Genomic DNA, 24864 nt, shown 5'->3' with positions numbered 1-24864 from the left:
CGGCGGGGTGAGCCGGGCCGCGTCGGGCGCGGGCGTGAGCCGGGTCGACGGGTCGGGCGGCCCCGGCCGCGGCGGCTCGGGGTAGTCGTCGGCGTACTCGTCGACGTAGTCGTCGACGATCGGCGGTACCTGGCGGGTCTCCTCGGCCTCGGTCGGCGCGGGCACGCCCCGGCGGGGCGGTTCGGCGCGACCGGTCCGGTTGAACGCCGCGTCCAGGCGCGAGCGCGGCGGCTCCGCGCGCGGGGGCACTGGGTCGGCGGCGAACGGCGGCTCGGGGACCGGCGGCGCGCTCCGGGCGCCACGACCCTCGACCGGCGCGAACGGCTCACCACGCGCGCCCCGCGGCTCAGCGGGCTCACCACGCGCGAACGGCGGCTCGGCCGGCTCGCCACGCGCGAACGGCGGTTCGGCGGGCTCACCGCGGGCGAACGGCGGCTCGGCCGGCTCACCACGCGCGAACGGCGGCTCCGACCGGGCCGCGCGCTCCGACCGCGTGCCGCGGCCCTCCACGAACGGCTCGGACCGGGCCCCGCGCCCCTCCGCGGGCCGGTTGAACGCCTCGGGCGACACCGGCGGGGTGTAGGCGGTCTGCTCGGGGGCCGCGCGGCGGCCGGTCGGCGGCGGGTCGTCGTCGCGCACCGGCAGCAGCCGGCCGCTGTCCGAGTTGACCCGGTCGATGATCGCCTGCGGAGCGGTGTCCGAGGCGTCCTCGGCACGGCGGCGTCGCCGACGCGGCGACACCTCGCCGGAGCCCCCGCCGTACTGGGCGAGCAACTCCGCGACCGTGCGCTGGGTCTGCTCCGACTCGCTCTCTCGACTCATCAACTCCACCGTGCCCCGTGGCGGCCAGTCCGTCCAGTGTCACCCGACCGGCGGGTGCGGGTCGCGGGGGTGTCCTGGTCTGCGCCATCAGTGTGGTCCAGGCGACGCAGGATGACACCTTCCCGCAGCGCCCAGGGGCAAATCTCCAGCTCACCGAGTGACAGGGCTCGCATGGTGGCCTCCGCCACCAGGGCGCCCGCCACGAGCTGGTGGGCCCGGCTCGCGCTGACCCCCTCCAACTCCGCGAGGTCGCTCGCCGACATCCGGGAGACGAACCCGATGAGCTGCCGCAGCCCGGCGTGGGTGAGCACCCGGCGGGCGCGCGGTCCGGCCGACGACGGGGCCGCGCCGGTCAGCCGGGCCAGCGTGCGGAACGTCTTGGAGGTGGCCACCACCCGGTCCGGCGCGCCGACCCGGCGCAGCTTCTTCGCGACCGGCGCGAGCTGGTCGTCCAGCCACTCGGTGGTCTCGGCGACCTCCTGGCGGCTCGGCGGGTCGTGGTGGAACCGGGTCCGGGTCAGCCGACCCGCGCCCAGCGGCACCGAGAACGCCTCCTCGGGCTCCTCGTCCACGCCGACCGCCAGCTCCAGCGAGCCGCCGCCGATGTCCAGGCACAGCAGGCGGCCCGCGGACCACCCGTACCAGCGGCGCACCGCCAGGAAGGTGTAGCGGGCCTCGTCCTCGCCGGACAGGACCTTGAGGTCCACGCCGGTCTCGGTGCGGACCCGGTCCAGCACCTCGGCGGAGTTGCCCGCCTCGCGGACCGCCGAGGTGGCGAAGGCCATCAGGTCCTCGCAGCCCAGCCGGGCCGCGGAGGCCTTGGTGGCGGCGACCGCCCGGACCAGCCGGTCGGCGCCGGCCTTGGTGAGCAGGCCGTCGCCGTCGAGCTGCTCGGCCAGCCGCAGGACCGACTTCTCCGAACTCATCGGCGTGGGGTGGGCACCCCGATGAGCGTCCACCACCAACAGGTGGACGGTGTTGGACCCCACATCAAGGACCCCGAGGCGCACGGCGTGCACCGTACCCGGTCGGGGCGGTCAGGACTCGAACTTGTAACCCAGTCCGCGCACCGTCACCAGGTGGCGCGGCGCCGACGGGTCCGGCTCGATCTTCGAGCGCAGCCGCTTGACGTGCACGTCCAGGGTTTTGGTGTCGCCGACGTAGTCCGCGCCCCACACCCGGTCGATGAGCTGCCCGCGGGTGAGCACCCGGCCGACGTTGCGCAGCAGGTACTCCAGGAGGTCGAACTCCTTCAGCGGCAGGTTCACCTCGGCGCCGTCGACGGTCACCACGTGCCGCTCGACGTCCATCCGCACCGGGCCGGCCTCCAGGACCTGCGGCAACAGCTCCTCGGACTCGCCGCCGCGGCGCAGCACCGCCCGGATGCGGGCGATCAGCTCGCGCGCCGAGTACGGCTTGGTGACGTAGTCGTCCGCGCCCAGTTCCAGGCCGACGACCTTGTCGATCTCGCTGTCCCGGGCCGTGACCATGATCACGGGGACGGCGGAGCGGGCGCGCAGCTGCTTGCACACGTCGGTGCCGCTCATGCCGGGCAGCATGAGGTCGAGCAGGACGATGTCGGCGCCGTTGCGGTCGAACTCCTCCAGCGCCTCCTGGCCGGTGGCCGCGAGCGCCGCGGTGAAGCCCTCCTTGCGCAGCAGGAAGGCGAGCGGATCGGCGAAGGACTCCTCGTCCTCCACGATGAGCACCCTGGTCACAGCTCTCCTCCGGGTTTGCCCGCGCTGGTCGGCACAGGGACAGCGAGTTCCGGCTTGGGTAGGTCGGTGGTCTGCTCTTCCCGGTCGGGGTGCGCCGGGATGCGCAGGGTGAAGGTCGAGCCGGTGCCGGGCAGGCTCCACAGCTTGACCTCGCCGCCGTGGTTCGCGGCGACGTGCTTGACGATCGCGAGGCCGAGGCCGGTGCCGCCGGTGGCGCGCGAGCGGGCCTTGTCCACGCGGTAGAACCGCTCGAACACGCGGGTCTGCTGGTCCTCGGCGATGCCGATGCCGCGGTCGGTGACCGCGATCTCGACGTACCCGTTCACCAGCTTGCGGCTGACCGAGACCGGGCTGCCCGGCGGCGAGTAGGCGACGGCGTTGTCGAGCAGGTTGCTCAACGCGGTGACCAGGAGAGTCCGGTCGCCCTCGACCTCCAGGCCGCTGGGCTCGTCGGTGGTGATCTCGATGCCCGCGGACTCGGCGGCGAGCTTGGAGCGGCCCAGCGCCTCGCTGACCACGACGTCGATCTCGACCCGGTTCAGCTCGGGCAGCTTCTCCGCGCCCTGCAGCCGGGACAGCGCGATCAGCTCGGTGACCAGGGTGCCCAGGCGGGTGGCCTCCTGCATGATCTTCGCGCTGAACCGGCGCACCTCCTCCTGGTCGTCGGAGGCGTCCAGGACGGCCTCGGCGAGCAGGGCGAGCGCGCCGACCGGGGTCTTGAGCTCGTGGCTGACGTTGGCGACGAAGTCGCGGCGGGTGGCCTCCAGCCGGACCGACTCCGACTCGTCGGAGGCCTCCACGACCACGAACCCGTCGGTCAGCACCTTGACGGTGGCGTGCACGGCTTCCGGCTGGCGGCCCTTGACCTCCAGCGGGGAGACGTCCACGTGGACCACCTCGCCGGTCTGGCGGGTGAGTTCGGCCGCGCGGCGGGCCCGGTCGTCGACCCGGTTGTTCCGGACGACGCCGAGCTCCTCGGCGCGCGGGTTGTGCAGGACGACGTCACCGAAGACGTTGAGGACGACGATCCCGTCGTGGGAGGACTGGACCACCATGGCCATGAGGTCGGCGACGGTGAGCCCGGCCGGCCGCTGCGCCTTGTTGGTCCCGGTCGCGCGCCCCACGAGGAACGCCGCACCGCCGATCAGCAGAACGCCGATCGACAGGACGAGGTAACCCGTTGCGGTCACGGAGGCATCGTAAGCAGGTCAGGGCGGGTGCGGCCTAGCCCGCAGGCGTGGTTCGTGACTCCTGCGACACCGTCTGGCACCGATGTTTTCTGGTAGGTCAGCCGCCGTTCACCCAATCGTGTCCAAGCGGGTGAGGTCCTGTTCGGACAGGCGCAGCCGCGCGGACGCCAGGTTCTCCTCCAGGTGTCGTTCGGACGACGTGCCGGGGATCAGCAGCACGGTGGGTGAGCGGTGCAGGAGCCAGGCCAGGGCGACCTGGCGCGGGGTGGCCCCGTGCTCCCGGGCGACCTCGTCGAGCACCTCGTTCTGCAGGGGCGTGAAGCCGCCGAGCGGGAAGAACGGGACGTAGGCGATGTCGCGGGCGGCCGTCTCGCGGAGGGTGGCCTCGTCCACGCGGTGCGCGATGTTGTAGTGGTTCTGGACGCACACGACCGGCGCGATCCGCTCGGCCTCGTCGAGCCGGGTGGTGTTGCTGATGCCCAGGTCCCGGATCAGCCCCTGCTCGCGCAGCTCGGCGAGGGCGGTGAAGGGCTCTTCGAGGGGCACGTGCGAGCCGTCGACGCGCAGGTTGACCACGTCCAAGCGGTCCACCTTGAGGTTGCGCAGGTTGTCGTGGACGGCTTCGCGCAGCTCATCGGGGGTGCGGGCGGGCACCCAGCTCTTGTCCGGGGTGCGGCGGTAGCCGACCTTGGTGACGATCGTCAGGCCGTCGTAGGGGTGGAGGGCTTCGCGGATCAGCTCGTTGACGACGTGCGGGCCGTAGAAGTCGCTGGTGTCGATGTGGTCGACGCCGAGTTCCACGGCCCGGCGCAGCACGCGCTTGGCGTTCTCGCGGTCGGCGGGCTCGCCGTAGACGCCGGGACCGGTGAGCTGCATGGCGCCGTAGCCGACGCGGTTCAGGTTCAGCACCCGGTCCACTGTGGTCGGGCCGGTCCCGCGCCGCCGGGATTGGCAACTAGCTGCCAAGCTTGGGGGGTGAGCGGTGTCGTGGTGGTGCGGGGCGAGGCGGAGCTGTACGAGCGGGCGGGCCACCTGTTCGAGGCCGCGACCACGGAGCTGGCGTGCGCGGCCAACGCCCTGCGCACGTGGATGGGCACGCACCCGAAGATCCTGCCCCGGCAGCGGGCGTCCAAGGTGCGCAAGCTGTTCCGGCTGTCCACCATGCTGGAGCCGACGTGGGCCGAGCACGCGCGGGTCATGGCGTCGCACGGCGCGGACGTGCGGGTCAGCGCGCACGAGGTCAACGAGACGATCCTGCTGGACGACCGGGTCGCCATCCTGGCCGGCGACGAGTCGCGGGGCGCGCGCAGCTACAGCGTGATCACCCGGCCCGAGGTGGTGCACGGGGTGCGCTCGCTGTTCGAGGCGGCGTGGCGCGGCGGGACCGAGCTGGCCGTGCACGAGGCGGAGATGGCCGAGCTGCGCGCCGCCGTGCCGGGCGTGGTGGACGCCCTCAACGCCGGGTGGACCGACGAGGCGGCGGCACGCGCGCTGGGGATGTCCGTGCGCACGTACCGCCGCCGCGTGGCCGAGCTGATGTCCGCGTTGGGCGCGTCGTCCCGCTTCCAAGCCGGGGTGCGCGCCCGTGACCTCGGGCTGGTCTAGCGGCCCTGGTCCAGCGGGTGGCCCCGGTCTAGCGGCCCTGGTTGGCGACGGCCTTGATGGCGTCCGCCGCCGCGTCCGGGTCGAGGTAGGTGCCGCCGGGCGTGACCGGGCGCAGGTCCTCGTCCAGGTCGTAGCGCAGCGGGATGCCGGTGGGGATGTTCAGGCCCGCGATGGCCTCGTCGGAGATGCCGTCGAGGTGCTTGACCAGGGCCCGCAGCGAGTTGCCGTGGGCGGCGACCAGGACCGTCTTGCCCGCGCGCAGGTCCGGGACGATGGCGGACTCCCAGTACGGGACCATCCGCTTCACGACGTCGAGCAGGCACTCGGTGAGCGGCAGGTCCGGGCCGAGGCCGGCGTAGCGCGGGTCGGCGTCCTGGCTGAACTCCGTGCCCGGCTCGATCGGCGGCGGCGGGGTGTCGTAGGAGCGGCGCCAGAGCATGAACTGCTCCTCGCCGAACTCCTCCAGCGTCTGCTTCTTGTTCTTGCCCTGCAACGCGCCGTAGTGGCGCTCGTTGAGGCGCCAGTCGCGCTTGACCGGGATCCAGTGCCGGTCGGCCGCGTCCAGGGCCAGGTTGGCCGTGGAGATGGCACGGCGCAGCAGGGACGTGTGCACGACCTCCGGCAGCAGGTTCGCCTCGCGCAGCAGCACGCCGCCGCGCTGCGCCTCCCGCACGCCCTTCTCGGACAGGGGGACGTCCACCCAGCCGGTGAACAGGTTCTCCGCGTTCCAGACGCTCTCGCCGTGGCGGAGCAGCACCAGGGTTCCGACAGCCATGGCCGCAAGCCTGCCAGATGACCGGTCGCGGGTCGCATCCGCTGTGACAGCCGACGCTGGATCGTTGCAGTTGACCTCTAGTTTGGTGGAGATCCTAGCGTCGGGAGCATGACTTTTCTGGTGACCGGCGCGACCGGTAAGGCGGGCCGTGAGGTGGTCGCGCACCTGCGGCGCGGGGGACACCCGGTGCGCGCGCTGACGCGGGACGCCCGGCGGGCCGGGTTGACGGGGGTCGAGGTCGTCGAGGGGGACCTGACCCGGCCGGAGACGCTGGAGACGGCGTTCAAGGGCGTGACCGGCGTCCACCTGCTCACGGTCGGCGGCGACGACTACGCCACGCTGACCACCGGGCCGGAGATCGTCCGGTTGGCGACCGAGGCCGGCGTGCGGCGGGTCTCGGTGCTGTGGAACGGGTTCTGGGGTCCGGTCGAGCAGGCGGTCGCGACCTCCGGTCTGGAGTGGACGGTCCTGGAGGCGACGGACTTCTACGCCAACACGTTCACCTGGGCCGAACGGCTGCGCACGAGCGGCGTGCTGGACGAGCCGTTCGCGGACGTGCCGACCGCCGGGGTGGACGAGGCCGACGTCGGCGCGGTGTCGGCGGCCGTGCTGGCGTCCGGGGGCCACGGCGGTCGGCGTTACCCGGTCACCGGGCCGGAAGTGCTGTCGCCACGGGACAAGCTGCGGATCCTCGGGGACGCCGTCGGGCAGCGGTTCACCTTCGACGAACTGACCCGGCGGCAGGCGCTGGACCGGTACCTGGCCGGCGGGATGGACGCCGAGATGGCCGAGTTCCTGCTGGACTGGCACGGCCACCCGCCCGCCGCCGCGACCCGCGTGTCGCCGGTGGTCCAGGACGTGCTGGGCCGCCCGCCGCGCGGCTTCGCCGTGTGGGCGGCCGAGAACGCGGCCTCCTTCCGCTAACCGCCCGCGCGGGCCTTGCGCTTCTTGGCCCGGTCTCCGCAGCGCTCCATGGAGCACCACCTGCGCAGGCCGGGCCTCGACGCGTCCACGAACAGCAACCCGCAGTCCTCGGCCGCGCACACCCGGACGCGGTCGCGCAGCGGGGAGGAGAACAGGTCGATCGCGTCCCGGGCGAGCGTGGACAGGGCCTGCGGGAGCGTGCCCGGTGTGAGCACGACCCGGCCGTCCGCCAGGCGCGGGACGAGCGGCGGGTCCGCGGCCACGGCGTTGATCACGTCCACGTCGGCGTCCGCGGGCGGGATCCCCCGCGCCGCGCCGCGGGCGGCGTTGGTGAGGGCGGTGCGCAGCGGTTTCAGCGCGGCCACGTCGGCGTCGGCCACGGTCAACTCCACGTCGAGCAGCCCGCCCACGTACAGCGCCACGTCGTCGGGCGTGTGCAGCAACTCCCACACCGCGTAAGGGCCGTCGCCACCGGTGTGCGTGAAGTCCAGGCAGGGCCGACCGGTGCGGAACCGACGGCGCTGGTCATGGGGGATCCGTTGACTCACCGACATGGCACCACTATAACTGGTGCCATGTCGAGCGTCACGCATCTCAACCCACCCGCACTGCACTCCAACCCGGCCTTCAGCCAGGCGGTCAAGGTGGAGGGCCCCGGTTCGCTGCTCTTCATCGGCGGCCAGAACGGGGTGGACCAGCACGGCCAGGTCGTCGGGGACGACGCCTTCGCCCAGTCCGTCCAGGCGTTCCGCAACCTGGAAGCGGTCCTCGAAGCCGCCGGCGGCACGCTGGAGAACGTCGTGAAGTGGACGATCATCACCACCGACCGCGCCCACATCGGTCCGGGCTTCGGCGCGTTCCAGCAGGTCTGGGCCGGGCGCGCGAACCCGCCGGCGATCACGGTGCAGATCGTGTCCGGCCTCGCGAACCCCGCCTACCTGGTCGAGATCGAGGCCGTCGCCGCGTTCTAGGGCTGTTCGCCCAGACCCTGCTCGCTGCGCCGGACCTCGCGGTCCACCTCGGCCTGCTCGCGCTGGGCGCGCCGGGCGGAGGAGTCGAGGGCGGCGGCGGCCCGGTCCAGCCGGGCCTGGGAGCGGCCGATCGCGTCCTGGGCCAACCGGAGAGCTTCGGCGCTGCGGTCCAACTGGTCGCGCCCGCGGTGGGGCGAGAGCCGGGCGACGTCGTCCGCCCGCCGCCGGAGCCGGTCCTCCCGCAGGTCCGCGCCCTCCTCGCGCCGGTCGGCCGCCCGGTCGCGCTCGTCGGCCGCCCGGTCGCGCTGGTCGGCCACCTGGTCACGCAGGTCGGCGGCCTGCTCGCGCTCGTCGGCGACCTCGTCACGCTGGTCGGCGACCCGGTCCCGCTCGTCCGCGGCGCGATCGCGCTCGTCGGCGACCCGGTCCCGCTCGGCCGCGGCCCGGTCCCGCTCGTAGACCACCCGATCGCGTTCATCGGTCACGCGCTCACCGTACGCCCGAACCCCGCGCCGCGGGACGGCCCGACGACGAAGCCCCTCGGACGACTCACCCGCCCGAGGGGCCCGCGGTCGATGGGCTCGCGGGTCGAGGGGCCCGCGGTCGATGGGCTCGCGGGTCGAAGGGCCCGCGGTCGATGGGCTCGCGGGTCGAAGGGCCCGCGGTCGGGCGCGGGTCAGGCGTTCTCGCGCGCCCGCAGGTCCTTGCGGAGGATCTTGCCGGACGCCGACTTCGGGATCGCCTCGATGAACTCCACCACCCGCACCTTCTTGTGCGGGGCGACCTGGGCGGCCACGAAGTCCATCACGCCGGTCGCGTCCAGCGACGACCCCGGCTGGAGCACGACGAACGCCTTGGGCACCTCCTCGCCCTCCTCGTCGCGCACGCCCACGACGGCCGCGTCCGCGATCTCCTCGTGGGTCAGCAGCAGCGCCTCCAGTTCCGCCGGCGGCACCTGGTAGCCCTTGTACTTGATCAGCTCCTTGACCCGGTCCACGATGCTGACCAGGCCGTTCTCGTCGATCACGCCGACGTCGCCGGTGTGCAGCCAGCCCTCGTCGTCCAGGGTGACCGCGGTCGCGTCGGGGTTGTTGAGGTAGCCCTTCATGACGTTCGGGCCGCGGCACCACAGCTCGCCGCGCTCGCCGACGCCCACGTCCTCCCCGGTCGCCGGGTCCACGAACCGGCACTCCATGTTGGGCGCGATCACGCCGACCGTGCCGACGGAGATGTCGTCGCGCCCGTCCGGGATGGCGTGGCTGACCGGGCTCATCTCGGTCATGCCGTAGCCCTGCGACACCCGGCAGCCCAGCCGCTTGGCCACCGCGGCGGCGAGGTCGACGTCCAGCGGCGCGGCGCCGGAGAAGATCGTGTCGATCGCGGACAGGTCGTACTGGTCGACCAGCGGGTGCTTGGCCAGCGCCACGGCCACCGGCGGCGCGATGTAGACGCGGTTGGTGCGGTGGTCCTGGATGACCCGCAGGAACTCCGGCAGGTCGAACTTCGGCATGGTCACGACGGTCGCGCCGACGTACAGGCCGTTGTTCATCAGCACCTGCATGCCGTAGATGTGGAAGAACGGCAGCACGGCCAGGATGCGGGTCTGCCCGTCCACCTTGAGCAGCGGCTGGCACTGGACGATGTTGGCCACCAGGTTGCGGTGGGTCAGCATCACGCCCTTGGCCCTGCCGGTGGTGCCCGACGAGTACGGCAGGACGGCGAGGTCCTCGGGGTCCACCGCCACCTCGGGCGCCGGGCCGGTCGAGGCGAGCAGCTCGGTGAGGTTCGGGTAGCCCTCGGCCCGGTCGAGCACGACGACGTCGGTCACGCCCGCCTTCGCCGCGCCCGCGGCGGCGTTCGGGAGCAGCACGGACACCGTGAACAGCATCTTCGCGCCCGCGTCGGCGAGCTGGTGCGCGACCTCGTCGGCGGTGTAGAGGGCGTTGATCGTGGTCGCGGTCGCGCCGGCGCGGAGGATGCCGTGGAAGACGACCGCGTAGTACGGGGTGTTGGGGCTGAGGATGCCGACCACGTCGCCCTTGCCGATCCCCCGCTCGGCGAGCGCCGCCGCGAGCCGGTCGACCGCACCCGCGAGCTGCCGGTAGGTGAGGGAGGCTCCCGACGAGCCGTCGACCAGGGCCACCCGGTCGGCGCGGTCGCCGAGGTCGGCGAACAACAGCTCGTGCAACGAGACGTCCGGGACCTCGACATCGGGGAATGGACTGCGGAAGACCATGCGGCGACCCCACTACTCGTAAGTAACTGCGATCCCGCCATCGTGAGCCACGGCACAAGCCGGGTCAAGGCACGCACCTGGTCACGGAGACGTTACTTAACTCGGCTAAGAACACTCGAATGGAGTAACGCGAGGTCTTGTGGTGATCGCCGGCGATCTGCCAAGTTGGCAGGGCCCAACGGGTCGGCTCCCACGCACTCCGACGACTCGTTCGGCGCCACCGCGGTTCGCCATCCCCCCGTCGAACCGCGGCCCGCTGGGATCATCGGGCTCCCCCCGCCCGGATCCCCAGGTAGCGGGGACTGACGCGGGGCGGCTTGAGCTCGCGACTCCCCCTCTCTCCCAAGCCGCCCCGCGCTCCACGCGCATGCGCACTCTCCGTGGGCGTCGGGTCAGGAGACGCTCTTCCGGGTGACCAACGTCCGGCGCGAACGCCGCCACGCCAGGTAGGCGACCGCGGGCACGCCGAGCACCACGACGAACGGCAGCACCGCCCCGAGCACGACGAGCAGCCACGACACCGCGCCGACCAGCGCGTCCCAGCCGCCGCCGAACGCGCTGAGGAACGTCGGGTCCTCCTCCTTCGGCATCGCCGGCGGTGCGGTCTTCTGGTTCACGGTGACCGTCAACGTCGACATGGCGACCTGGCCCTTGAGCGTGTCGTACCGGCGCTGGAGCGACTCCAGCTCGGACTGCCGCTTGGTCAGCTCGGCCTCGATCGTGGTGATCTCCGAGGTGCTGCCGGCCCGTTCGAGCAGGCCGCGCACCCGTTCGACGCTGGCCCGCTGGTTGGCCAGCCGCGCCTCGACGTCCACGACCTGCTCGGTGACGTCCTCGCTCTTCAGGTCGCGCCGCGCCACCTCGGTGTCGGGCAAGGTCTCGAAGTCCTTGAGCACGGCGTCGAGGCGGTCGCCGGGCACCCGCAGGGTCACCGTGCCCTGGGTCCTCGTCGCGTTCTCCTGCGCCGGGTAGCCGCCCTTGGCCAGGGCGAACTCCTTGACCTGGCCCAGGACCGCGGTCACGTCCCCGGCCCGCAGCTCCACCGAGGCGGTCCGCACGAGCTGCCGCTCCTGCCGCACCGCGCCGGTGTTCTGCGCCTCGCCCTTGGCGGGCTCACCCGGCTTGCCCTGCTGCGGCGTCGGCGCGCCCTGCTGCGGCGTGAGCGCGCCCTGCTGCGGCGTGGGCGCGGCCAGCCGGGCGTCACCGGCCTCCCCGCTGGTGGTCATGCCCGACTCCGCCGAACACCCGGCCAGTGCCAAGACCGCTAACGCCGCTATGGCGAACCCCGTGCGTCTGCCCATGTCCCCTCCCTGGGTGGCTTGCGTCACCCGGCAGACGGAACACCGGCGAAGGTCAGTTGCGCCTCACGCGATCACGATTCGGACACCAGGTGTTGGAAGGCCTTCAGGTTCGCCAGGGACTCCCCGCGCGAGACCCGCCAGTCCCACTCCCGCTGGATCGCGCCCTTGAACCCGATCTCCAGCAACGTGTTGAAGTCGCCGTCCGCGGCCTCCACCACCTGCCCGAGCACCCGGTCCAGCTCCTCCGGCGTCACCGCGTGCAGGGCCATCCGCCCCACCAGGTAGATGTCGCCGCGGGTGTCGATCGTGTAGTGCACGCCGTAGAGCTTGGCGTTGCGGCGCAACAGGAAGCGGAACACGTCCTCGTGCGCCTCGTCCGGGTTGCGGCACACGAACGCCTCGACGACCAGGGCGTGCCGGCCGACGACCAGCCAGCAGTTGGTCTGCAGCTTCTTCGTGCCGGGCAGGGTCACGAAGAACTTGCCGGGCTGGTCGTGCCGGTAGACCAGTTCCCGGTCGTCCAAAGCGGACGCGATGGTCTCGTCCAGGCTCAAGCGAACACCTCCTCGCGGAACAGGTCCCGGGCTTGGGCGTACCCGGCGAGAAGTGAATCAGTCGTGCGGTCCCAGGAGAACCGGCGGGCGTGGCCCACGGCGTTGCTCGCCAGCTCCTCCCGGAACGCGGGGTGCAGCACGACCTGCGCCAGCGTCCGCCCCCACGCGGCGGGCTCGTGGCCCGCGACCAGCAACCCGGACACGCCGTCGCGCACGGCCACCGGCAACCCGCCGACCGCCGCCGCGACCACGGGCGTGCCGCACGCCTGCGCCTCCAGCGCCACCAGCCCGAACGACTCGTTGTGGCTGGGCACGGCCACCACGTCCGCCGCCCGGTACACGCGGGCCAGCGCCGCGCCGCCCTGCGGCGGCAGGAACCGCACGACGTCCGAGATGCCCAGTTCGCCGGCGAGCAGCTTGAGGTCCTCGGGGGTCTTCATGCCCGACCCGGACGGCCCGCCCACGACCAGCACGACCAGGCGGTCCCGGACGCCGGGTTCCCGCGCCAGCAGGTCGGCGGCGGCCTTGAGCAGCACGTCCGGGGCCTTCAACGGCTGGATGCGGCCGACGAACGCGAGCACCACGGCGTCCGGCCGCAGGCCCAGCGCCGCCCGCGCCGCCTCGCGGTCGCCGGGCGTGAACCGGTCGAGGTCCACGCCGGGCGGCACGACCGCGACCTTGGCCGGGTCGGCGTCGTAGAGCTTGATCAGCTCGCCCGCCTCGACGTCGGTGTTGGCGACCAGCAGGTCCGCCTCGGCGACCACCTGCTCCTCGCCGATCACCCGCATCCGGGGCTCGGGGGTGTCGCAGGAGGCCAGGTTCGCGTTCTTGACCTTGGCCAGGGTGTGCGCGGTGTGCACCAGCGGCACGCCCCAGCGCTCCCGCGCCAGCCACCCGACCTGGCCGGACAGCCAGTAGTGCGAGTGGACGGCGTCGTAGTGGCCGGGGTCGTGGCGGGCCTCGGCGCGCAGCACGCCCGCGGTGAACGCGCACAGCTGGCCGGGCAGCTCCTCCTTGCCCAGGCCCTCGAACGGCCCGGCGACGACGTGCCGCACGGTCACGCCCGGCGCGAGTTCGGCGACCGGCGGCAGGTCCGAGGAGGTGGCGCGGGTGAAGATCTCGACCTCGACGCCGCGCCGGGCCATCCGGACCGCGGTCTGCACGATGTAGACGTTCATGCCGCCCGCGTCGCCCGTGCCCGGCTGCTCCAGCGGCGAGGTGTGCACCGACAGCACCGCGACCCGCTTCACCGCGCGACCCCGGCGTTCTCCGCGCCGCGCGCGGTGCGCGCCACGAAAGCGGTCAGGTCGGCGGCGAACCGCTCCGGCTGCTCCAGGAACGGCGCGTGCCCGGTGTTCTCGTAGTGCCGCAACTCGGCTCCGGGGATCGTGGCCGCCGCGTAGTCCCCGGCGGCCGGGTCCACCACCTCGTCGGCGGTGCCGTGCACCACCAGTGTCGGCTTGTCCACGGCCCGCAGCACCTCGGCGGAGTCCACGTCGCGCCGGAACAGCGCCCCGCGCACCCGCGCGGGCACCCGCAGGGCCGTCCCGAGCATCCACTGCCGGGTCGGCCCGTCGAACCGCCCCTGGCGCTCGTAGAACGCCGCCAGCGCGGGCACCGCGACCGCCGGGTCCTCGGCCAGCGCGGCGGGCAGCGCCGCGCGCATCGCGGGCCCGGTCGCACCACCCGGTCGGCCGCGACCGATCTCGGTGACGGCGCCCACCAGCACCAGCCCCCGCACGTCGGCCGTGCCGTGCGCGCGCAGGTAGTCGGCGATCACCAGACCCCCGTACGACCAGCCGACCAGCACCGCCGGACCGGTGTGGTCCAGCACGGCCCGCAGGTCGGCCGCCCACGCCGCCGAGTCGCCGTAACCGTCCGCGGGGGCGTCCGACGCGCCGTGTCCGCGCAGGTCGGGGGCGTACGCGCGGAAGGACGGGTCGGCGAGCTGGTGCGACCACACCTCCCCGGACTGCGCCCAGCCGTGCACCAGCACCACCGCCGGGCCTTCGGTCCCGCCCTGCCGGACGGCGAGCCGCACGCCCTCGGCGGTGAGGAGAGAAGTCAGCACGACGTAGGTCAACGCTGGGATGACCCCATCGCTTCCCGATGCGATCCGACGTCACACCCGGTTCTGGTAGCGTGGCGGTGAAGTGGATCTTCGAGAGCGGAGGAGCTGGTGAATATGGCTGCCCGCAGCCGTCTTCAGCCTGCCCTCAGCCAGTGGGCGCGCGCCTGAGCGCGCTCCTTTCGAAGAACCCGGAGCACATCCTTGATCACCACTGATCGCCTCGCCCTGCCCGCGTGGACCGACGCCGACCTGGCCGCCGTCGCGGCGGGCGCCCACCCGGACCACTGGGCGGAGGACTTCCCCGCCGAGGGCGACCGCGTCATCGCGGGCCTGCTCGCCCACCGGCCGGACTGGCGGGGCGAGTTCGGCCACCGCCTGCTCGTCGAACGCGCCACCGGCCTGGTCGTCGGCTCGATCGGCCTGTTCCGGCCGCCGGTCGACGGCCGCCTGGAGATCGGCTACGGGGTCGTTCCGTCACGCCGGGGCCTCGGGTACGCCACCGAGGCGACCCGAGCGCTGGCGGCGCACGCCCTGTCCGCGCCGGACGTGACCGTCGTCCACGCGGGCGTCGAGCCGGCCAACCCCGCGTCGGTCCGCGTGCTGGTGAAGGCGGGCTTCACGCTCGTCGACGCCGGCGCGGAGGTCCACCGGTACGAGTTCACCGGATGAGCGAAAGGCCCGGTGGCTCGTCGTGAGCCACCGGGCCTTCCCGGTCGTTCTAGAGCGCGGACATCGTCTGCCACTGCGCCCACGGGATCTGCCAGTCGTACCAGTCGTACTGCGCGGGCAGCGTGGTGATCGAGCCGGTGACCTCCACCGGGTCGCCCACCAGGGCGCTGTCGTAGTACGCCTTGGCGTCGGCCTCCAACAGGTTCGCGCAGCCGTGGGAGGTGTTCGCGCGGCCGATGTTGGCGGCGTTGTCGTTGTTCTCGTGGATGAACTCGCCGTGGTTGGAGAAGCGGACGGCCCACTTCTTCAGCACGTTGGTGTAGCCGTAGCGCGGGTTGTCGAAGCTGAACTGCGGGTCCTTCTGCATCACCACGAACGTGCCGTTCGGGGTGGTCAGCTCCGCGTCCGCGTCCCGGCCGAAGGAGGCCGGGTAGCTGGCCACCTGCTGGCCGTCGCGCTCCACCACGAGCTGGTGCGACGGCGTGTGGATCTTCACGACCTGGTTGCGGCCGATGGTGAAGTCGCTGGTGACGTCGGCCTTGCCGTACGCGCCGCCGCCGTAGGGCACGCCGTAGAGCTTGGCCTCGACGTGCACCTTGGTGTTGGCGGGCCAGTACGTCTCCGGCCGGTAGTGCACCTCGCGGGAGTTCAGCCAGGCCCAGCTGCCCTTGACGTTGGCGGAGTTGGTGACGGTCAGGGCCTTCTCGGCGCTGGCGCGGTCGGTCACGTCCGCCTCGAACTTGACCATGATCGGGACGGCGACGCCGACGGTCTGGTCGTCGCCGGGGAACAGGGTGGCGCGGACCTGCGCGGCCGGGGTGAGCGTGGTGAACGCGCCCTTCAGCTCGACCTTCTTGCCGTCGGTGCCGGTCGCCCGGCCGGCGTAGGTGTAGCTCTTGCCGTAGCCCAGCGGCTCGGTGTTGGACCAGGACTTCTTGTCCTCGGCGACCTTGCCCTCGACGGCCTTGCCCTCGGCGTTGGTCAGCGTGACCTGGTCGATGGCGCCCTCGGCGACGGTGACCTTGACCGGCTGGTTGACCGGCACGTCGGTCGCGCCGTCGGCGGGCGCGGTGGTGAACTTCGCCACCGGGGGCCTGTCGCCGCCCTCCGGCTTCGCCGAACCGGGCTCGACCTCGGCGGAGCACCCGGCCAGCACCAGACCCGCCATCAGCAGGGCCGTGACTCTCTTGCGCACTTCGACCTCCCGAACGAAAGGACGCCCACCGCGGCTTTCGGTGCAGGTGACTCGCGTCACAACCCTAGGATCACCGCTGTGACCCGTCCCATCGCAGTAGTCACCGGAGCCAGCGCGGGAATCGGCGAAGCCACCGCGCGCAGGCTCGCCGCCGAGGGCTTCCACGTCGTGCTGGGCGCCCGGCGGCTCGACCTCCTCAAGACTATCGCGGACGATGTCGACGGCACGGCCCTGGAGCTGGACGTGACCTCGGCCGAGTCCGTCGCCGCCTTCCTGGACGCCGTCCCGTCCGCGCGGGTGCTCGTCAACAACGCCGGCGGCGCGCGGGGGCTGGACCCCGTGGCGTCGGCGGACGAGGACGACTGGCGCTGGATGTGGGAGACCAACGTCCTGGGCACCCTGCGGGTCACCAAGGGCCTGCTGCCGAAGCTGGTCGAGTCCGGTGACGGGCACATCGTGACGGTGACGTCCGTCGCCGCGTACGAGGCCTACGACAACGGCTCGGGGTACACGTCGGCGAAGCACGCCCAGTCGGCGCTGCACCGGACGTTGCGCGGCGAGCTGCTCGGGCAGCCGGTGCGGATCACCGAGGTGCTGCCGGGCATGGTGGAGACCGACTTCTCGGTCAACCGGTTCGCGGGCGACGCGGAGCGGGCGGCGGCGGTGTACGCCGGGGTCGAGCCGCTGACCGCGGACGACGTGGCGGACGTGATCGCGTTCGCCGTGACCCGGCCGTCGCACGTGAACCTGGACCAGATCGTCATGAAGCCGCGGGCGCAGGCGTCCGCGACCCGGGTGCACCGGTCCTAAGTGGACCCTCCCGCCGGGTTCGGCGCGATCAGGTCCACGTCGAGCTGGTCGAGGACGTCGGCGATCGGGTTGGCGAAGCCGCGCTTCCCGCTGCCGCCGCAGTAGAGGCCGACCACCCGGTTGTCGTCGTCCAGCAGCACCGCGCCCGAGTCGCCGTGGTCGGCGAACGGTCCTTCCACGCGGATCTGGTGTTGCAGGGTCCGCACGCCCAGGCCCGCGCCGAAGTCGAGCGTGATCGTGGCGTCGGTGGAGGCGACCACGCCTTCCGTCAGGGCGGTGGTCCGGCCGCGCTTGCGCACCCGTTGACCGACCTCCGCCCTGCCCGGCCCGGCGACCGGTCCGACGCCGAACACCTCGGGCCGCACGCGGGGTGTGGTGAGCAGGATCGCGGCGGCGTCCACACTCCCGGCCAGCGCCGCGCGGGCGAGCACGCCGATCTGGTCGCGGTAGGGGTGGCCGCCGTCGACGCGGGAGGGGTGCACCATCGGGTCGCCGACCGCCCAGGCGTCGTCCACGCAGGCCACGTGGAAGGCGGTCAACGCCATGGTGCGCCGCCGGTTCCGGGGTGTGACCAGCGCGCCGAGGGTGCCCGCGACCAGGTAGTCGTCGGCCTCGGGCACGTCCGGCGGCACGAACCGGATCGCGCGGCTCGGCCCGATCCCGATGCCACCCGCCAACACGTCGTGCCGCTCGGCCCCGCTCACCCCTTCCGGGGAGGCGAGGGTGTGGTGCGGGTGGAACACGTCCTCGACGACATCCGTTGGCACGCCGAGGACTTCGGACGGGATGGTGAACTGCGCGGCGGCGTGCTTCTTCCGCACGAAGACGAGCACGGCGGGAACACCCGTCCCGCGCCCGCCGACGACCTTCTCCCCGACGTCCACACCGACCACCCCGGGCCGACTGAGGAAGTCACCCTCGACCAACCGCTTGATGGCCGACACCACCCCACGCCCGCCGCCCGCCATGACGACCTCCCACAGGGAAACCCTGCTTCCATGAAACGCGCGGGGTGAGGTTTCGTCACACTTGGTCACCCGTTCGGCCGTTCGGCGGCGACCGCGGCGGGTGCGGCCGGCGAGCCCCGGTTCGGCCGGCGGCGGCCGGCGCGGCGGCGAGTGGTGAGGCGGCCGGCGAGCCCGGCTAGCGGCGCGGTGGTGGGGTGGCGTGTTCGGCGGCGGGGGTTGGTCAGAGGGTGCAGCCGACCAGGACCGGTTCCGGGTGGAGTTCCACGCCGAAGGCCGTTCGGACGCCGTCGCGCACCTCGCGCGCCAGGTCCAGCAGGTCCTCGGTGGTCGCGCCGCCGCGGTTGGTCAGGGCCAGGGTGTGCTTGCCGGACAGCGCCACCCGGCCGCCCGGACCGCGGTGGCCCCGGGTGAAGCCCGCCCGCTCGATCAGCCACGCCGCCGACAGCTTGCTCGTGCCCGGCCCGCCCGGGTAGGTCGGCACGTCCACGTGCCTGCCCAACCGCTCGGCGATCCGGATCAGCACCCCGCTCAGCGTCGAGCCGTCCAGCACCGGGTTGGTGAAGAACGACCCCGCGCTCCACGTGTCGTGGTCGGCCGGGTCGAGCACCATGCCCTTGCCGCGCCGCAGGTCCAGGACCGCCTTGCGGGCCGCGTCGGCGGGCACCCGGTCGCCCTGCGCCACGCCCAGCACGCGCGCCAGTTCCGCGTACCGGATCGGCGCGGACTGCCCACCGGAGGTCAGGGCGAACCGCGCCCGCAGCACCACCGCGTGGTCGGTGCCCTTCAGCACGCTCGTCCGGTACGCCAGCCCCAGGTCGTGCGCCGGGACCTGGTGGACGCGGCCGGTGCGGCGGTCCAGGAGGTCCACCGACGTCAGCACCTGCGCGATCTCGACGCCGTACGCGCCGACGTTCTGCACCGGCGTCGCCCCGACCAGGCCCGGGATGCCGGACAGGCACTCCAGCCCGCCCAGGCCCTGCGCCACGGCCTCGGCCACCACCGAGTCCCAGTCCTCGCCGGCCTCGACGGTGAGCTGCACGAGTCCGTCGCCCAACGGGTCCAGGCGGCGACCGCGGGTGGCCACCTGCACGACGGTGCCGGCGAAGCCCGCGTCGGACACCACCAGGTTCGAGCCGCCGCCGAGCAGCAGCAGCGGTTCGCCAGACGCGTCCAGCGCGCGCACGGCCTCGACCAGCTCGGCGGCCGTCGTGGCGCGCGCGAAACGGGCCGCGGGGCCGCCTAGCCGCAGCGTGGTGTGCTCGGCGAGCCGCACGTGGGTGCTGGACAGCGGGGTGGTCACGGGCGTCAACGGTAGCCTCCGCGGCATGGCACGCCGCATCGAGCACCTGACGACGTCCCGCTGGCCCGCTTCGGACGTCTACTCCGCCCTCGTGGACGAGACCTACCTGCGCGACCGGCTCGACGTCCTCGGCGGCACCGGCGCCGCGCTGATCGCGTTCGACAAGACCGACGGCACCACGTCCTACCAGCTCAAGCAGGGCGTGCCCGCGGACCGGCTGCCCTCGATGGCCCGTGGCGTGCTCGGCGGGGACCTCGTGATCAACCGGGCCGAGTCGTGGACCGACGCCGGGTACACGGGCACGGTCGAGGTGACGCTCAACGGCGTCCCCGGCCGCCTGGACGGGACGATCACCGTGGCCGACGCCGCCGGCGGTGGGAGCGAACTCACCCTCGTGGGTCAGGTCAAGGTGAGCATCCCGCTCATGGGCGGCAAGCTGGAGTCGCTGATCGCCGAGCAGGTCGCCCTCCTGCTGGACAAGGAATCCGAGTTCACCGCCGAATGGCTCGCACACCGCGCCTAGCGGCGGGCCGGGCCCGCGCGCTCGGCCTGCCGACCCGGGGCACCACCAACCCGAACCGCCTCCGCCGCGTCGACCGCTGGGTTGAACACGCCTACGGTTCACTCGTTCAACAATCCAACGATCCCCTTGTCGTGGACCTGGGCTACGGCTCGTCCCCCGTGACCACCGTCGAGATGGCGGCCCGGCTGCGCCACCTCAACCCGGGCCTCCGCGTGCTCGGCCTGGAACTGGACGCCGAACGGGTCGCGGCGGGCGAGGCGGTGGCCGACCCGCCCCGCCTGGAGTTCCGCCGCGGCGGCTTCGAACTGGCCGGCCGCCGCCCGCTGCTGCTGCGTGCGTTCAACGTCCTGCGCCAGTACACCGAGGAGCAGGCGACCGAGGCGTGGGCCACGATGGTGGGCCGGCTGGCCCCGGGCGGCGTCCTGGTCGAGGGCACGTGCGACGAGATCGGCCGCCGCTGCTCGTGGGTGGCGCTGACCGCGGACGGCCCGCGGACGTTCACCCTGTCGTGCCTGCCGAAGGACATCGACACCCCGAGCGACCTGGCCGAACGCCTGCCCAAGGCGCTGATCCACCGCAACGTCCCCGGCGAACGCGTCCACGCCCTGCTCGCCGAACTGGACACCTGCTGGGCCACCGCCGCGACCTTCGCCCCGTTCGGCCCGCGCGCCCGGTGGGTGGAGGCGGTGCGCCTGCTCACCGCCCGGTGGCCGGTGCTGGACGACCGCAAGCGCTGGCGACTGGGCGAGGTCACCGTGCCGTGGGAGTCGGTCCGCCCCTGAGCCCCGCCCCCCGGCTCTGAGCCCCACCCCCTGATCCCGGCCCCGCTCGCCCCGGAACGCGGGCGCGCCCCACCGCGGCCCGCGCCTTCGAGCGCCCGCGCCCACCCACCGCGGCCCACCCACCGCGGCCCGCGCCTTCGAGCACCCGCGCCCACCCACCGCGGCCCACCCACCGATTGCCCGAGAAGCCGGCGGGCCGGTCACCGCCCTAGGCTCGGACGCGTGCAGCACCACGACTACCTCGCGCACGCCCGCGCCGAGTACCAGGCCCTGCGCGCCCTCGTCGAGTCCGCCGGCCCCGACGTGCCGGTGCCGACGTGCCCCGGCTGGACCGTCCGCAAGCTGGTCGACCACCTGGCGGGCGTCCACACCTGGGCCCTGAACGCCCTGCACACCCCCGCCGACGGCACCCGCCCCAAGGCCACGCCCCGCCCGCCGGACTGGGACGACCTCCTCACCTTCTGGGACGACCGGTTCGGCGACCTGGAACGCCTCCTGACCAGCCTGGACCCGGCCACCCCGACCTGGACGTTCGTCGGCCCCCGGTCGGCCGGCTTCTGGGCCCGCCGCCAGGCCCACGAGATCGCCATCCACCGCCTGGACGCCGAGCACGCCGTCCACGGCCACGAGGTCCCCACCCTCCTGTGGGACACCGACTTCGCCGCCGACGGCGTGGACGAGTACCTGACCCGCCTGCTGGTCCGCGCCGCCGAGGTGCACCCGATCGAACGCGAGGGCCGGCTGCTGTTCCACGCCGCCGACGCGGGCCGCACCTGGGAGCTGCGCATCGCCCCCGGCCAGGTGCCCGAGACCGGTCCGCCCACCGATTCCGCGACCGACGAGGACACCACCGTCGCGGGCACCGCCGACGCCCTCTACCGGGCGGCGTGGGGCCGGCCGAGCGGTGCCATCGTGTCGGGTGACAGGTCGCTGCTGGACTCGCTGCCGCGACCGTGAATACTTCTTGACCGTGGTAGAGCGACGCTATGTGATCACTTTCGGCTGCCCGGACCGCACCGGCATCGTGGCCCGGATCTCCTCGTTCCTGGCCGAGCACGGCGGCTGGATCGTCGAGGCCGCCTACCACACCGACCCGGCGACCAACTGGTTCTTCACCCGCCAGGAGGTCCGCGCCGACTCGCTGCCGTTCGGGGCCGACGAGCTGCGCGCCCGGTTCGGGCAGGTCGCGCGGGAGCTGGGCGCGAACGCCAACTGGCGGATCAGCGACACCGGCGAGCGCAAGCGCGTGGTCATCCTGGTGTCCAAGGAGGGCCACTGCCTGTACGACCTGCTGGGCCGGGTCGCGTCGCACGAGCTGGACGTGGACGTGGCGGCGGTCATCGGCAACCACGCCGACCTGGCGGGCATCACGCGGGCGCACGGCATCCCGTTCCACCACGTGCCGTTCCCGGCCAACGACCCCGAGGGCAAGCAGGCGGCGTTCGCGCAGCTGCGCCAACTGGTGGACGCGCACAAGCCGCACGCCGTGGTGCTGGCGCGGTTCATGCAGATCCTGCCCGCCGAGCTGTGCGCGGACTGGGCGGGCCGGGCGCTGAACATCCACCACAGCTTCCTGCCGTCGTTCGTCGGCGCGCGGCCGTACCACCAGGCGCACAGCCGGGGCGTGAAGCTGGTCGGCGCGACCTGCCACTACGTGACCGCGGACCTGGACCAGGGCCCGATCGTCGAGCAGGACGTCATCCGCGTGGACCACACCGACTCGGTGCCGGACATGGTCCGCAAGGGCCGGGACATCGAGAAGGTCGTGCTGGCGCGTGGGTTGCGCTGGCACCTGGAGGACCGCGTGCTCGTGCACGGGAACCAGACGGTGATCTTCTAGGCGGACGTAGGCTGCGCCCGTGCGCACCGCGATCACCACCGCCGAACACGCCGCCGCCGCGACCGACCTGCGGGGAGCCGTCCTGGTCGGGCTGGACCTGGCGGACGTGGACCTGCGGGTGCCGCTGGACGGCGCGCTGTTCCTCGGTTGCACGCTGTCCGCGCCCACGCGGCGGCGGGCGGACGCGGCCGGGGCGCTGGTGTTCCCGGACATCCCCGACGTGCCGTACCAGGTGTACCGGTCGTCGCTCTACACGCCGGCGGAGCTGTTCGACGGGTTCGACCCGGACCGGCCCGCGTCCTACGCCGACACCCCCGACGCCCGGATCTACCGGCACAGCAAGCAGCAGGGCCACCACCCGGACCCGTTGCACGCCCTCGCCGAGCGCTTGCACGACCACGCCATCACCGAGGCGCTGGCCGAGGTCCTCGACGGCGCGCCGGTCGCCGTGATGGGCGGCCACGCGCTGGGCCGCGACACCGCCGGCTACCGGCGGGCCGTCGAGCTGGGCGCGCGGCTGGGTGCAGCCGGGTTCACGGTGCTCACCGGCGGCGGTCCGGGCGCGATGGAGGCCGTGCCGCTCGGGGTCCGGGTCGGCGTGGACGACGGCGTGCTCAAGGAGCTGTCCCGCGCGCCGAAGTTCGGCGGGGACGCCGAGTCGATCGGCCGGTGGATCGCCGCGTGCCCGACCGACCTGCCGACGTCCGACCGGCCGCGCACGATCGGCATCCCGACCTGGTTCTACGGCCACGAGCCGCCCAACCCCGCGTGCGAGCTGCACGCCAAGTACTTCGCGAACTCGGTCCGCGAGGAGGGCCTGCTCACCGTCGCCACCGGCGGTGTCGTCTACACGCCGGGCAGCGCGGGCACCGTGCAGGAGGTCTTCCAGGACTACACCCAGAACCACTACGGCTCGGTCGGCCCGGCCGCGCCCATGGTGTTCCTGGGCGAGGACTTCTGGGTCGACGAGGTCCCCGCCGCGCCGCTGGTGCGGCGGTTGGCGGCGGGTCGGGAGGCGGAGCGCTGGATCCTCGTCACCGACGACGTGGACGAGGCGGTGGAGTTCCTGCGCGGCTACCCGGCCTGACGGGCCAGGTCCGGCACGACCTCCGCGCCGGGCAGCTTGGCCAGCACCTCGCCGGGCACGAGCAGCTTGCTGCCGCGGATGCCGCTGCCGATCACCAGCTCGGGCGCGGCGGCGACCTCGGGCGACAGCAGGACCGGCCAGTCCGCGGGCAGCCCGACCGGCGTGATGCCGCCGTACTCCATGCCCGTGAGCCGCACGGCGTCGTCCATCGGCGCGAACGACGCCCGCCGCGCGTCCAGCCGACGCCGCACGACCCCGTTCACGTCGGCGCGGGTGGTGGCGAGCACGACGCACGCGGCGTACCGGACGGCGTCACCCCGCTTGCCCGCGACGATCACGCAGTTCGCCGAGGCTTCGAGCGGCGAGCCGTAGTGGGCGCAGAACTCGGCCGTGTCGGCCAACCCGGGGTCGATCTCGCTGACGGCCAGCCGCCCGGCGTCGGCCAACGAGCGCAACGCGGCGGCCACGGGCTCGGCGACCAGGTCGAGCCGGTCGAGGGCGGGGACGGGGTTCAGGGTTCCGGCGATGGTCCACACAGCCCCCATCTTGCCCGCACCGCGGAAGTCGGTTTGACGTTGACGTTACGTCAACCTCTACCGTCGTTGCAGCAAGGGGAGGTGACGGGGATGGCCTGGTCGATCGCCGAGGTGGCCCGGATGTCGAAGGTGACGTCGCGGACGCTGCGGCACTACGACTCGATCGGTCTGCTCGAACCGGCGTGGATCGGCGGCAACGGCTACCGGTACTACGAGCGGGAGCAGCTCCTGCGGCTCCAGCAGATCCTGTTGCTGAGAGACCTGGGGCTCAACCTCGACACGGTCGCCGACGTCCTGGACGGCCGGCACAGCACTGTTGACGTGCTGCGCAACCACCAGCGGTGGTTGCAGGCCGAGCAGGAGCGGCTGGCCCGGTTGAGCGACACCGTCGCCAAGACCATCAGGGAACTGGAGGGGAGTGAGCACACGATGAAGATGGAAGAGCTGTTCGAGGGCTTCGACGCCGACCGCCAGGCCCGCTACGAGGCGGACCTGGTCGAGCGCTTCGGCGAGGGCGCGCAGGAGCACATCGACGAGAGCAAGCGCCGGATGCAGGGCTGGACCAAGGCCGACGCCGACAAGTTCATGGCGGAGTGGCAGTCCATCGCCAAGGCCTTCGGCGAGTTGTTCGACGCGGGCGCCGCGCCGGACTCACCGGAGGCCCAGGAGGTCACCGACCGGCACTACCGCTGGATCCTGCTCAGCTGGACGCCGAACCGCGAGTCGTACACGGGCCTGGGCCAACTGTACGTGGACGCCCCGGACTTCAAGGTCCAGTTCGACGCCCACGCGGAGGGCTTCGCGGAGTGGGTACGCGACGCAATCGCGGCCTACGCCCAAACCCGCCTCTAACGGCAAGCGCGCAGCGCATGCTCTTGGGGCGCGCAGCGCCCCCGCTTTTGGGCTTTTCCGTCCTCCCCGTATGGCCTGCCCGAAGGGCTACCACACTTTCCCGGGGTTGGGCCAAAAAGTTTTGCGAGGAACGAG

General features: G+C 73.0%; 27 protein-coding genes and 1 pseudogene. 11 read left to right on the top strand and 17 right to left on the bottom strand.

The window, feature by feature from the left end:
- The 5 genes and pseudogenes from AB0A74_RS37035 to AB0A74_RS37015 form a co-directional block, all read right to left on the bottom strand.
- A pseudogene (locus tag AB0A74_RS37035) lies at positions 1-822 on the bottom strand (hypothetical protein); the annotation flags it as partial.
- Positions 822-1832 (bottom strand): Ppx/GppA phosphatase family protein, encoded by a 1011-nt coding sequence (locus AB0A74_RS37030; protein ID WP_343934174.1) that lies wholly within the window; start codon positions 1830-1832, stop codon positions 822-824. The gene AB0A74_RS37030 and the pseudogene AB0A74_RS37035, both read right to left, overlap by 1 nt.
- A 27-nt stretch (positions 1833-1859) precedes the next feature.
- Positions 1860-2540 carry a response regulator transcription factor gene (locus tag AB0A74_RS37025; RefSeq protein WP_343934173.1) on the bottom strand — a complete coding sequence of 227 codons (681 nt, stop codon included), beginning with the start codon at positions 2538-2540 and terminating at the stop codon, positions 1860-1862.
- Complete coding sequence (locus AB0A74_RS37020) at positions 2537-3730, bottom strand: ATP-binding protein (RefSeq protein WP_358257036.1); 1194 nt, start codon at positions 3728-3730, stop codon at positions 2537-2539. Before AB0A74_RS37020 ends, AB0A74_RS37025 begins: the two co-directional genes overlap by 4 nt.
- Positions 3731-3838: 108 nt before the next feature.
- Positions 3839-4639, bottom strand: a complete 801-nt coding sequence (locus AB0A74_RS37015; RefSeq protein WP_358257034.1) for an oxidoreductase — start codon at positions 4637-4639, stop codon at positions 3839-3841.
- Between the two features lie 66 nt (positions 4640-4705).
- Between AB0A74_RS37015 and AB0A74_RS37010 the strand changes: the two genes are divergently transcribed.
- The gene (locus AB0A74_RS37010; protein WP_358257032.1) at positions 4706-5335 is read left to right on the top strand and encodes a DNA-binding response regulator; all 630 of its coding nucleotides are present in this window, start codon (positions 4706-4708) and stop codon (positions 5333-5335) included.
- A gap of 28 nt (positions 5336-5363) precedes the next feature.
- Here the strand turns inward: AB0A74_RS37010 and AB0A74_RS37005 are convergent, their stop codons facing one another.
- The gene (locus AB0A74_RS37005) at positions 5364-6110 is read right to left on the bottom strand and encodes a phosphoglyceromutase (protein WP_358257030.1); all 747 of its coding nucleotides are present in this window, start codon (positions 6108-6110) and stop codon (positions 5364-5366) included.
- Positions 6111-6218: 108 nt separating this feature from the next.
- Between AB0A74_RS37005 and AB0A74_RS37000 the strand changes: the two genes are divergently transcribed.
- Positions 6219-7034, top strand: a complete 816-nt coding sequence (locus AB0A74_RS37000) for an NmrA family NAD(P)-binding protein (protein WP_358257028.1) — start codon at positions 6219-6221, stop codon at positions 7032-7034.
- On the opposite strand, the gene AB0A74_RS36995 is transcribed toward AB0A74_RS37000, so the two are convergent.
- Complete coding sequence (locus tag AB0A74_RS36995) at positions 7031-7588, bottom strand: CGNR zinc finger domain-containing protein (RefSeq protein WP_358257026.1); 558 nt, start codon at positions 7586-7588, stop codon at positions 7031-7033. The genes AB0A74_RS37000 and AB0A74_RS36995 overlap by 4 nt on opposite strands.
- Before the next feature lie 21 nt (positions 7589-7609).
- On the opposite strand from AB0A74_RS36995, the gene AB0A74_RS36990 reads away from it, so the two are divergent.
- The gene (locus tag AB0A74_RS36990; protein ID WP_358257024.1) at positions 7610-8005 is read left to right on the top strand and encodes a RidA family protein; all 396 of its coding nucleotides are present in this window, start codon (positions 7610-7612) and stop codon (positions 8003-8005) included.
- Here AB0A74_RS36990 and AB0A74_RS36985 read toward each other — a convergent pair.
- The 6 genes from AB0A74_RS36985 to AB0A74_RS36960 form a co-directional block, all read right to left on the bottom strand.
- A complete protein-coding gene (locus tag AB0A74_RS36985) occupies positions 8002-8490 on the bottom strand; it encodes a hypothetical protein (RefSeq protein WP_358257022.1) in 489 nt (162 codons plus the stop codon). The genes AB0A74_RS36990 and AB0A74_RS36985 overlap by 4 nt on opposite strands.
- Before the next feature lie 191 nt (positions 8491-8681).
- On the bottom strand, positions 8682-10241 hold the full coding sequence (locus AB0A74_RS36980) for a 4-coumarate--CoA ligase family protein (RefSeq protein WP_358257020.1): 1560 nt from the start codon (positions 10239-10241) through the stop codon (positions 8682-8684).
- Positions 10242-10633: 392 nt separating this feature from the next.
- On the bottom strand, positions 10634-11542 hold the full coding sequence (locus AB0A74_RS36975) for a DUF4349 domain-containing protein (protein ID WP_358257019.1): 909 nt from the start codon (positions 11540-11542) through the stop codon (positions 10634-10636).
- 71 nt (positions 11543-11613) lie between these two features.
- Positions 11614-12096: a YbjN domain-containing protein gene (locus AB0A74_RS36970; RefSeq protein WP_358257017.1), complete on the bottom strand. Its 483-nt coding sequence runs from the start codon at positions 12094-12096 to the stop codon at positions 11614-11616.
- On the bottom strand, positions 12093-13346 hold the full coding sequence (gene mshA, locus AB0A74_RS36965) for a D-inositol-3-phosphate glycosyltransferase (RefSeq protein WP_358257016.1): 1254 nt from the start codon (positions 13344-13346) through the stop codon (positions 12093-12095). Before mshA ends, AB0A74_RS36970 begins: the two co-directional genes overlap by 4 nt.
- Positions 13343-14179: an alpha/beta hydrolase gene (locus AB0A74_RS36960; RefSeq protein WP_358257014.1), complete on the bottom strand. Its 837-nt coding sequence runs from the start codon at positions 14177-14179 to the stop codon at positions 13343-13345. Before AB0A74_RS36960 ends, mshA begins: the two co-directional genes overlap by 4 nt.
- 189 nt (positions 14180-14368) lie before the next feature.
- On the opposite strand from AB0A74_RS36960, the gene AB0A74_RS36955 reads away from it, so the two are divergent.
- A complete protein-coding gene (locus AB0A74_RS36955) occupies positions 14369-14836 on the top strand; it encodes a GNAT family N-acetyltransferase (RefSeq protein WP_358257013.1) in 468 nt (155 codons plus the stop codon).
- A gap of 49 nt (positions 14837-14885) precedes the next feature.
- Here the strand turns inward: AB0A74_RS36955 and AB0A74_RS36950 are convergent, their stop codons facing one another.
- The gene (locus AB0A74_RS36950) at positions 14886-16004 is read right to left on the bottom strand and encodes an Ig-like domain-containing protein (RefSeq protein WP_358257038.1); all 1119 of its coding nucleotides are present in this window, start codon (positions 16002-16004) and stop codon (positions 14886-14888) included.
- 105 nt (positions 16005-16109) lie between these two features.
- On the opposite strand from AB0A74_RS36950, the gene AB0A74_RS36945 reads away from it, so the two are divergent.
- Positions 16110-16841: an SDR family NAD(P)-dependent oxidoreductase gene (locus AB0A74_RS36945; protein WP_358257011.1), complete on the top strand. Its 732-nt coding sequence runs from the start codon at positions 16110-16112 to the stop codon at positions 16839-16841.
- Here AB0A74_RS36945 and AB0A74_RS36940 read toward each other — a convergent pair.
- Together AB0A74_RS36940 and AB0A74_RS36935 are read right to left on the bottom strand one after the other, a co-directional pair.
- A complete protein-coding gene (locus tag AB0A74_RS36940) occupies positions 16838-17809 on the bottom strand; it encodes a hypothetical protein (RefSeq protein WP_358257009.1) in 972 nt (323 codons plus the stop codon). The two genes, AB0A74_RS36945 and AB0A74_RS36940, sit on opposite strands and share 4 nt — an antisense overlap.
- A 220-nt stretch (positions 17810-18029) precedes the next feature.
- Positions 18030-19136, bottom strand: a complete 1107-nt coding sequence (locus tag AB0A74_RS36935; RefSeq protein WP_358257007.1) for a UDP-N-acetylmuramate dehydrogenase — start codon at positions 19134-19136, stop codon at positions 18030-18032.
- Here AB0A74_RS36935 and AB0A74_RS36930 point away from each other — a divergent pair.
- The 5 genes from AB0A74_RS36930 to AB0A74_RS36910 all read left to right on the top strand — a co-directional run bounded on the left by AB0A74_RS36930 (position 19135) and on the right by AB0A74_RS36910 (position 23341).
- Positions 19135-19632: a DUF2505 domain-containing protein gene (locus AB0A74_RS36930; protein WP_358257005.1), complete on the top strand. Its 498-nt coding sequence runs from the start codon at positions 19135-19137 to the stop codon at positions 19630-19632. The genes AB0A74_RS36935 and AB0A74_RS36930 overlap by 2 nt on opposite strands.
- On the top strand, positions 19611-20414 hold the full coding sequence (locus AB0A74_RS36925; RefSeq protein ID WP_358257003.1) for a class I SAM-dependent methyltransferase: 804 nt from the start codon (positions 19611-19613) through the stop codon (positions 20412-20414). Before AB0A74_RS36930 ends, AB0A74_RS36925 begins: the two co-directional genes overlap by 22 nt.
- A gap of 222 nt (positions 20415-20636) precedes the next feature.
- Positions 20637-21371: a maleylpyruvate isomerase family mycothiol-dependent enzyme gene (locus tag AB0A74_RS36920; RefSeq protein WP_358257001.1), complete on the top strand. Its 735-nt coding sequence runs from the start codon at positions 20637-20639 to the stop codon at positions 21369-21371.
- Between the two features lie 7 nt (positions 21372-21378).
- Entirely contained in the window at positions 21379-22254 is an 876-nt protein-coding gene (gene purU, locus AB0A74_RS36915; protein ID WP_358256999.1) for a formyltetrahydrofolate deformylase, read from the top strand.
- Between the two features lie 19 nt (positions 22255-22273).
- The gene (locus tag AB0A74_RS36910; RefSeq protein ID WP_358256998.1) at positions 22274-23341 is read left to right on the top strand and encodes a hypothetical protein; all 1068 of its coding nucleotides are present in this window, start codon (positions 22274-22276) and stop codon (positions 23339-23341) included.
- On the opposite strand, the gene AB0A74_RS36905 is transcribed toward AB0A74_RS36910, so the two are convergent.
- On the bottom strand, positions 23329-23886 hold the full coding sequence (locus AB0A74_RS36905; RefSeq protein WP_358256996.1) for a YbaK/EbsC family protein: 558 nt from the start codon (positions 23884-23886) through the stop codon (positions 23329-23331). The genes AB0A74_RS36910 and AB0A74_RS36905 overlap by 13 nt on opposite strands.
- A gap of 81 nt (positions 23887-23967) precedes the next feature.
- On the opposite strand from AB0A74_RS36905, the gene AB0A74_RS36900 reads away from it, so the two are divergent.
- The gene (locus AB0A74_RS36900; protein WP_358256994.1) at positions 23968-24729 is read left to right on the top strand and encodes a TipAS antibiotic-recognition domain-containing protein; all 762 of its coding nucleotides are present in this window, start codon (positions 23968-23970) and stop codon (positions 24727-24729) included.
- The last annotated feature ends 135 nt before the right edge of the window (positions 24730-24864 follow it).

Source organism: Saccharothrix sp. NPDC042600, assembly GCF_040647305.1.
Taxonomy (GTDB): domain Bacteria; phylum Actinomycetota; class Actinomycetes; order Mycobacteriales; family Pseudonocardiaceae; genus Actinosynnema; species Actinosynnema mutabilis.
Note: the sequence above shows the minus strand (reverse complement) of the source record. Positions and strands in the feature narration are given on the sequence as shown.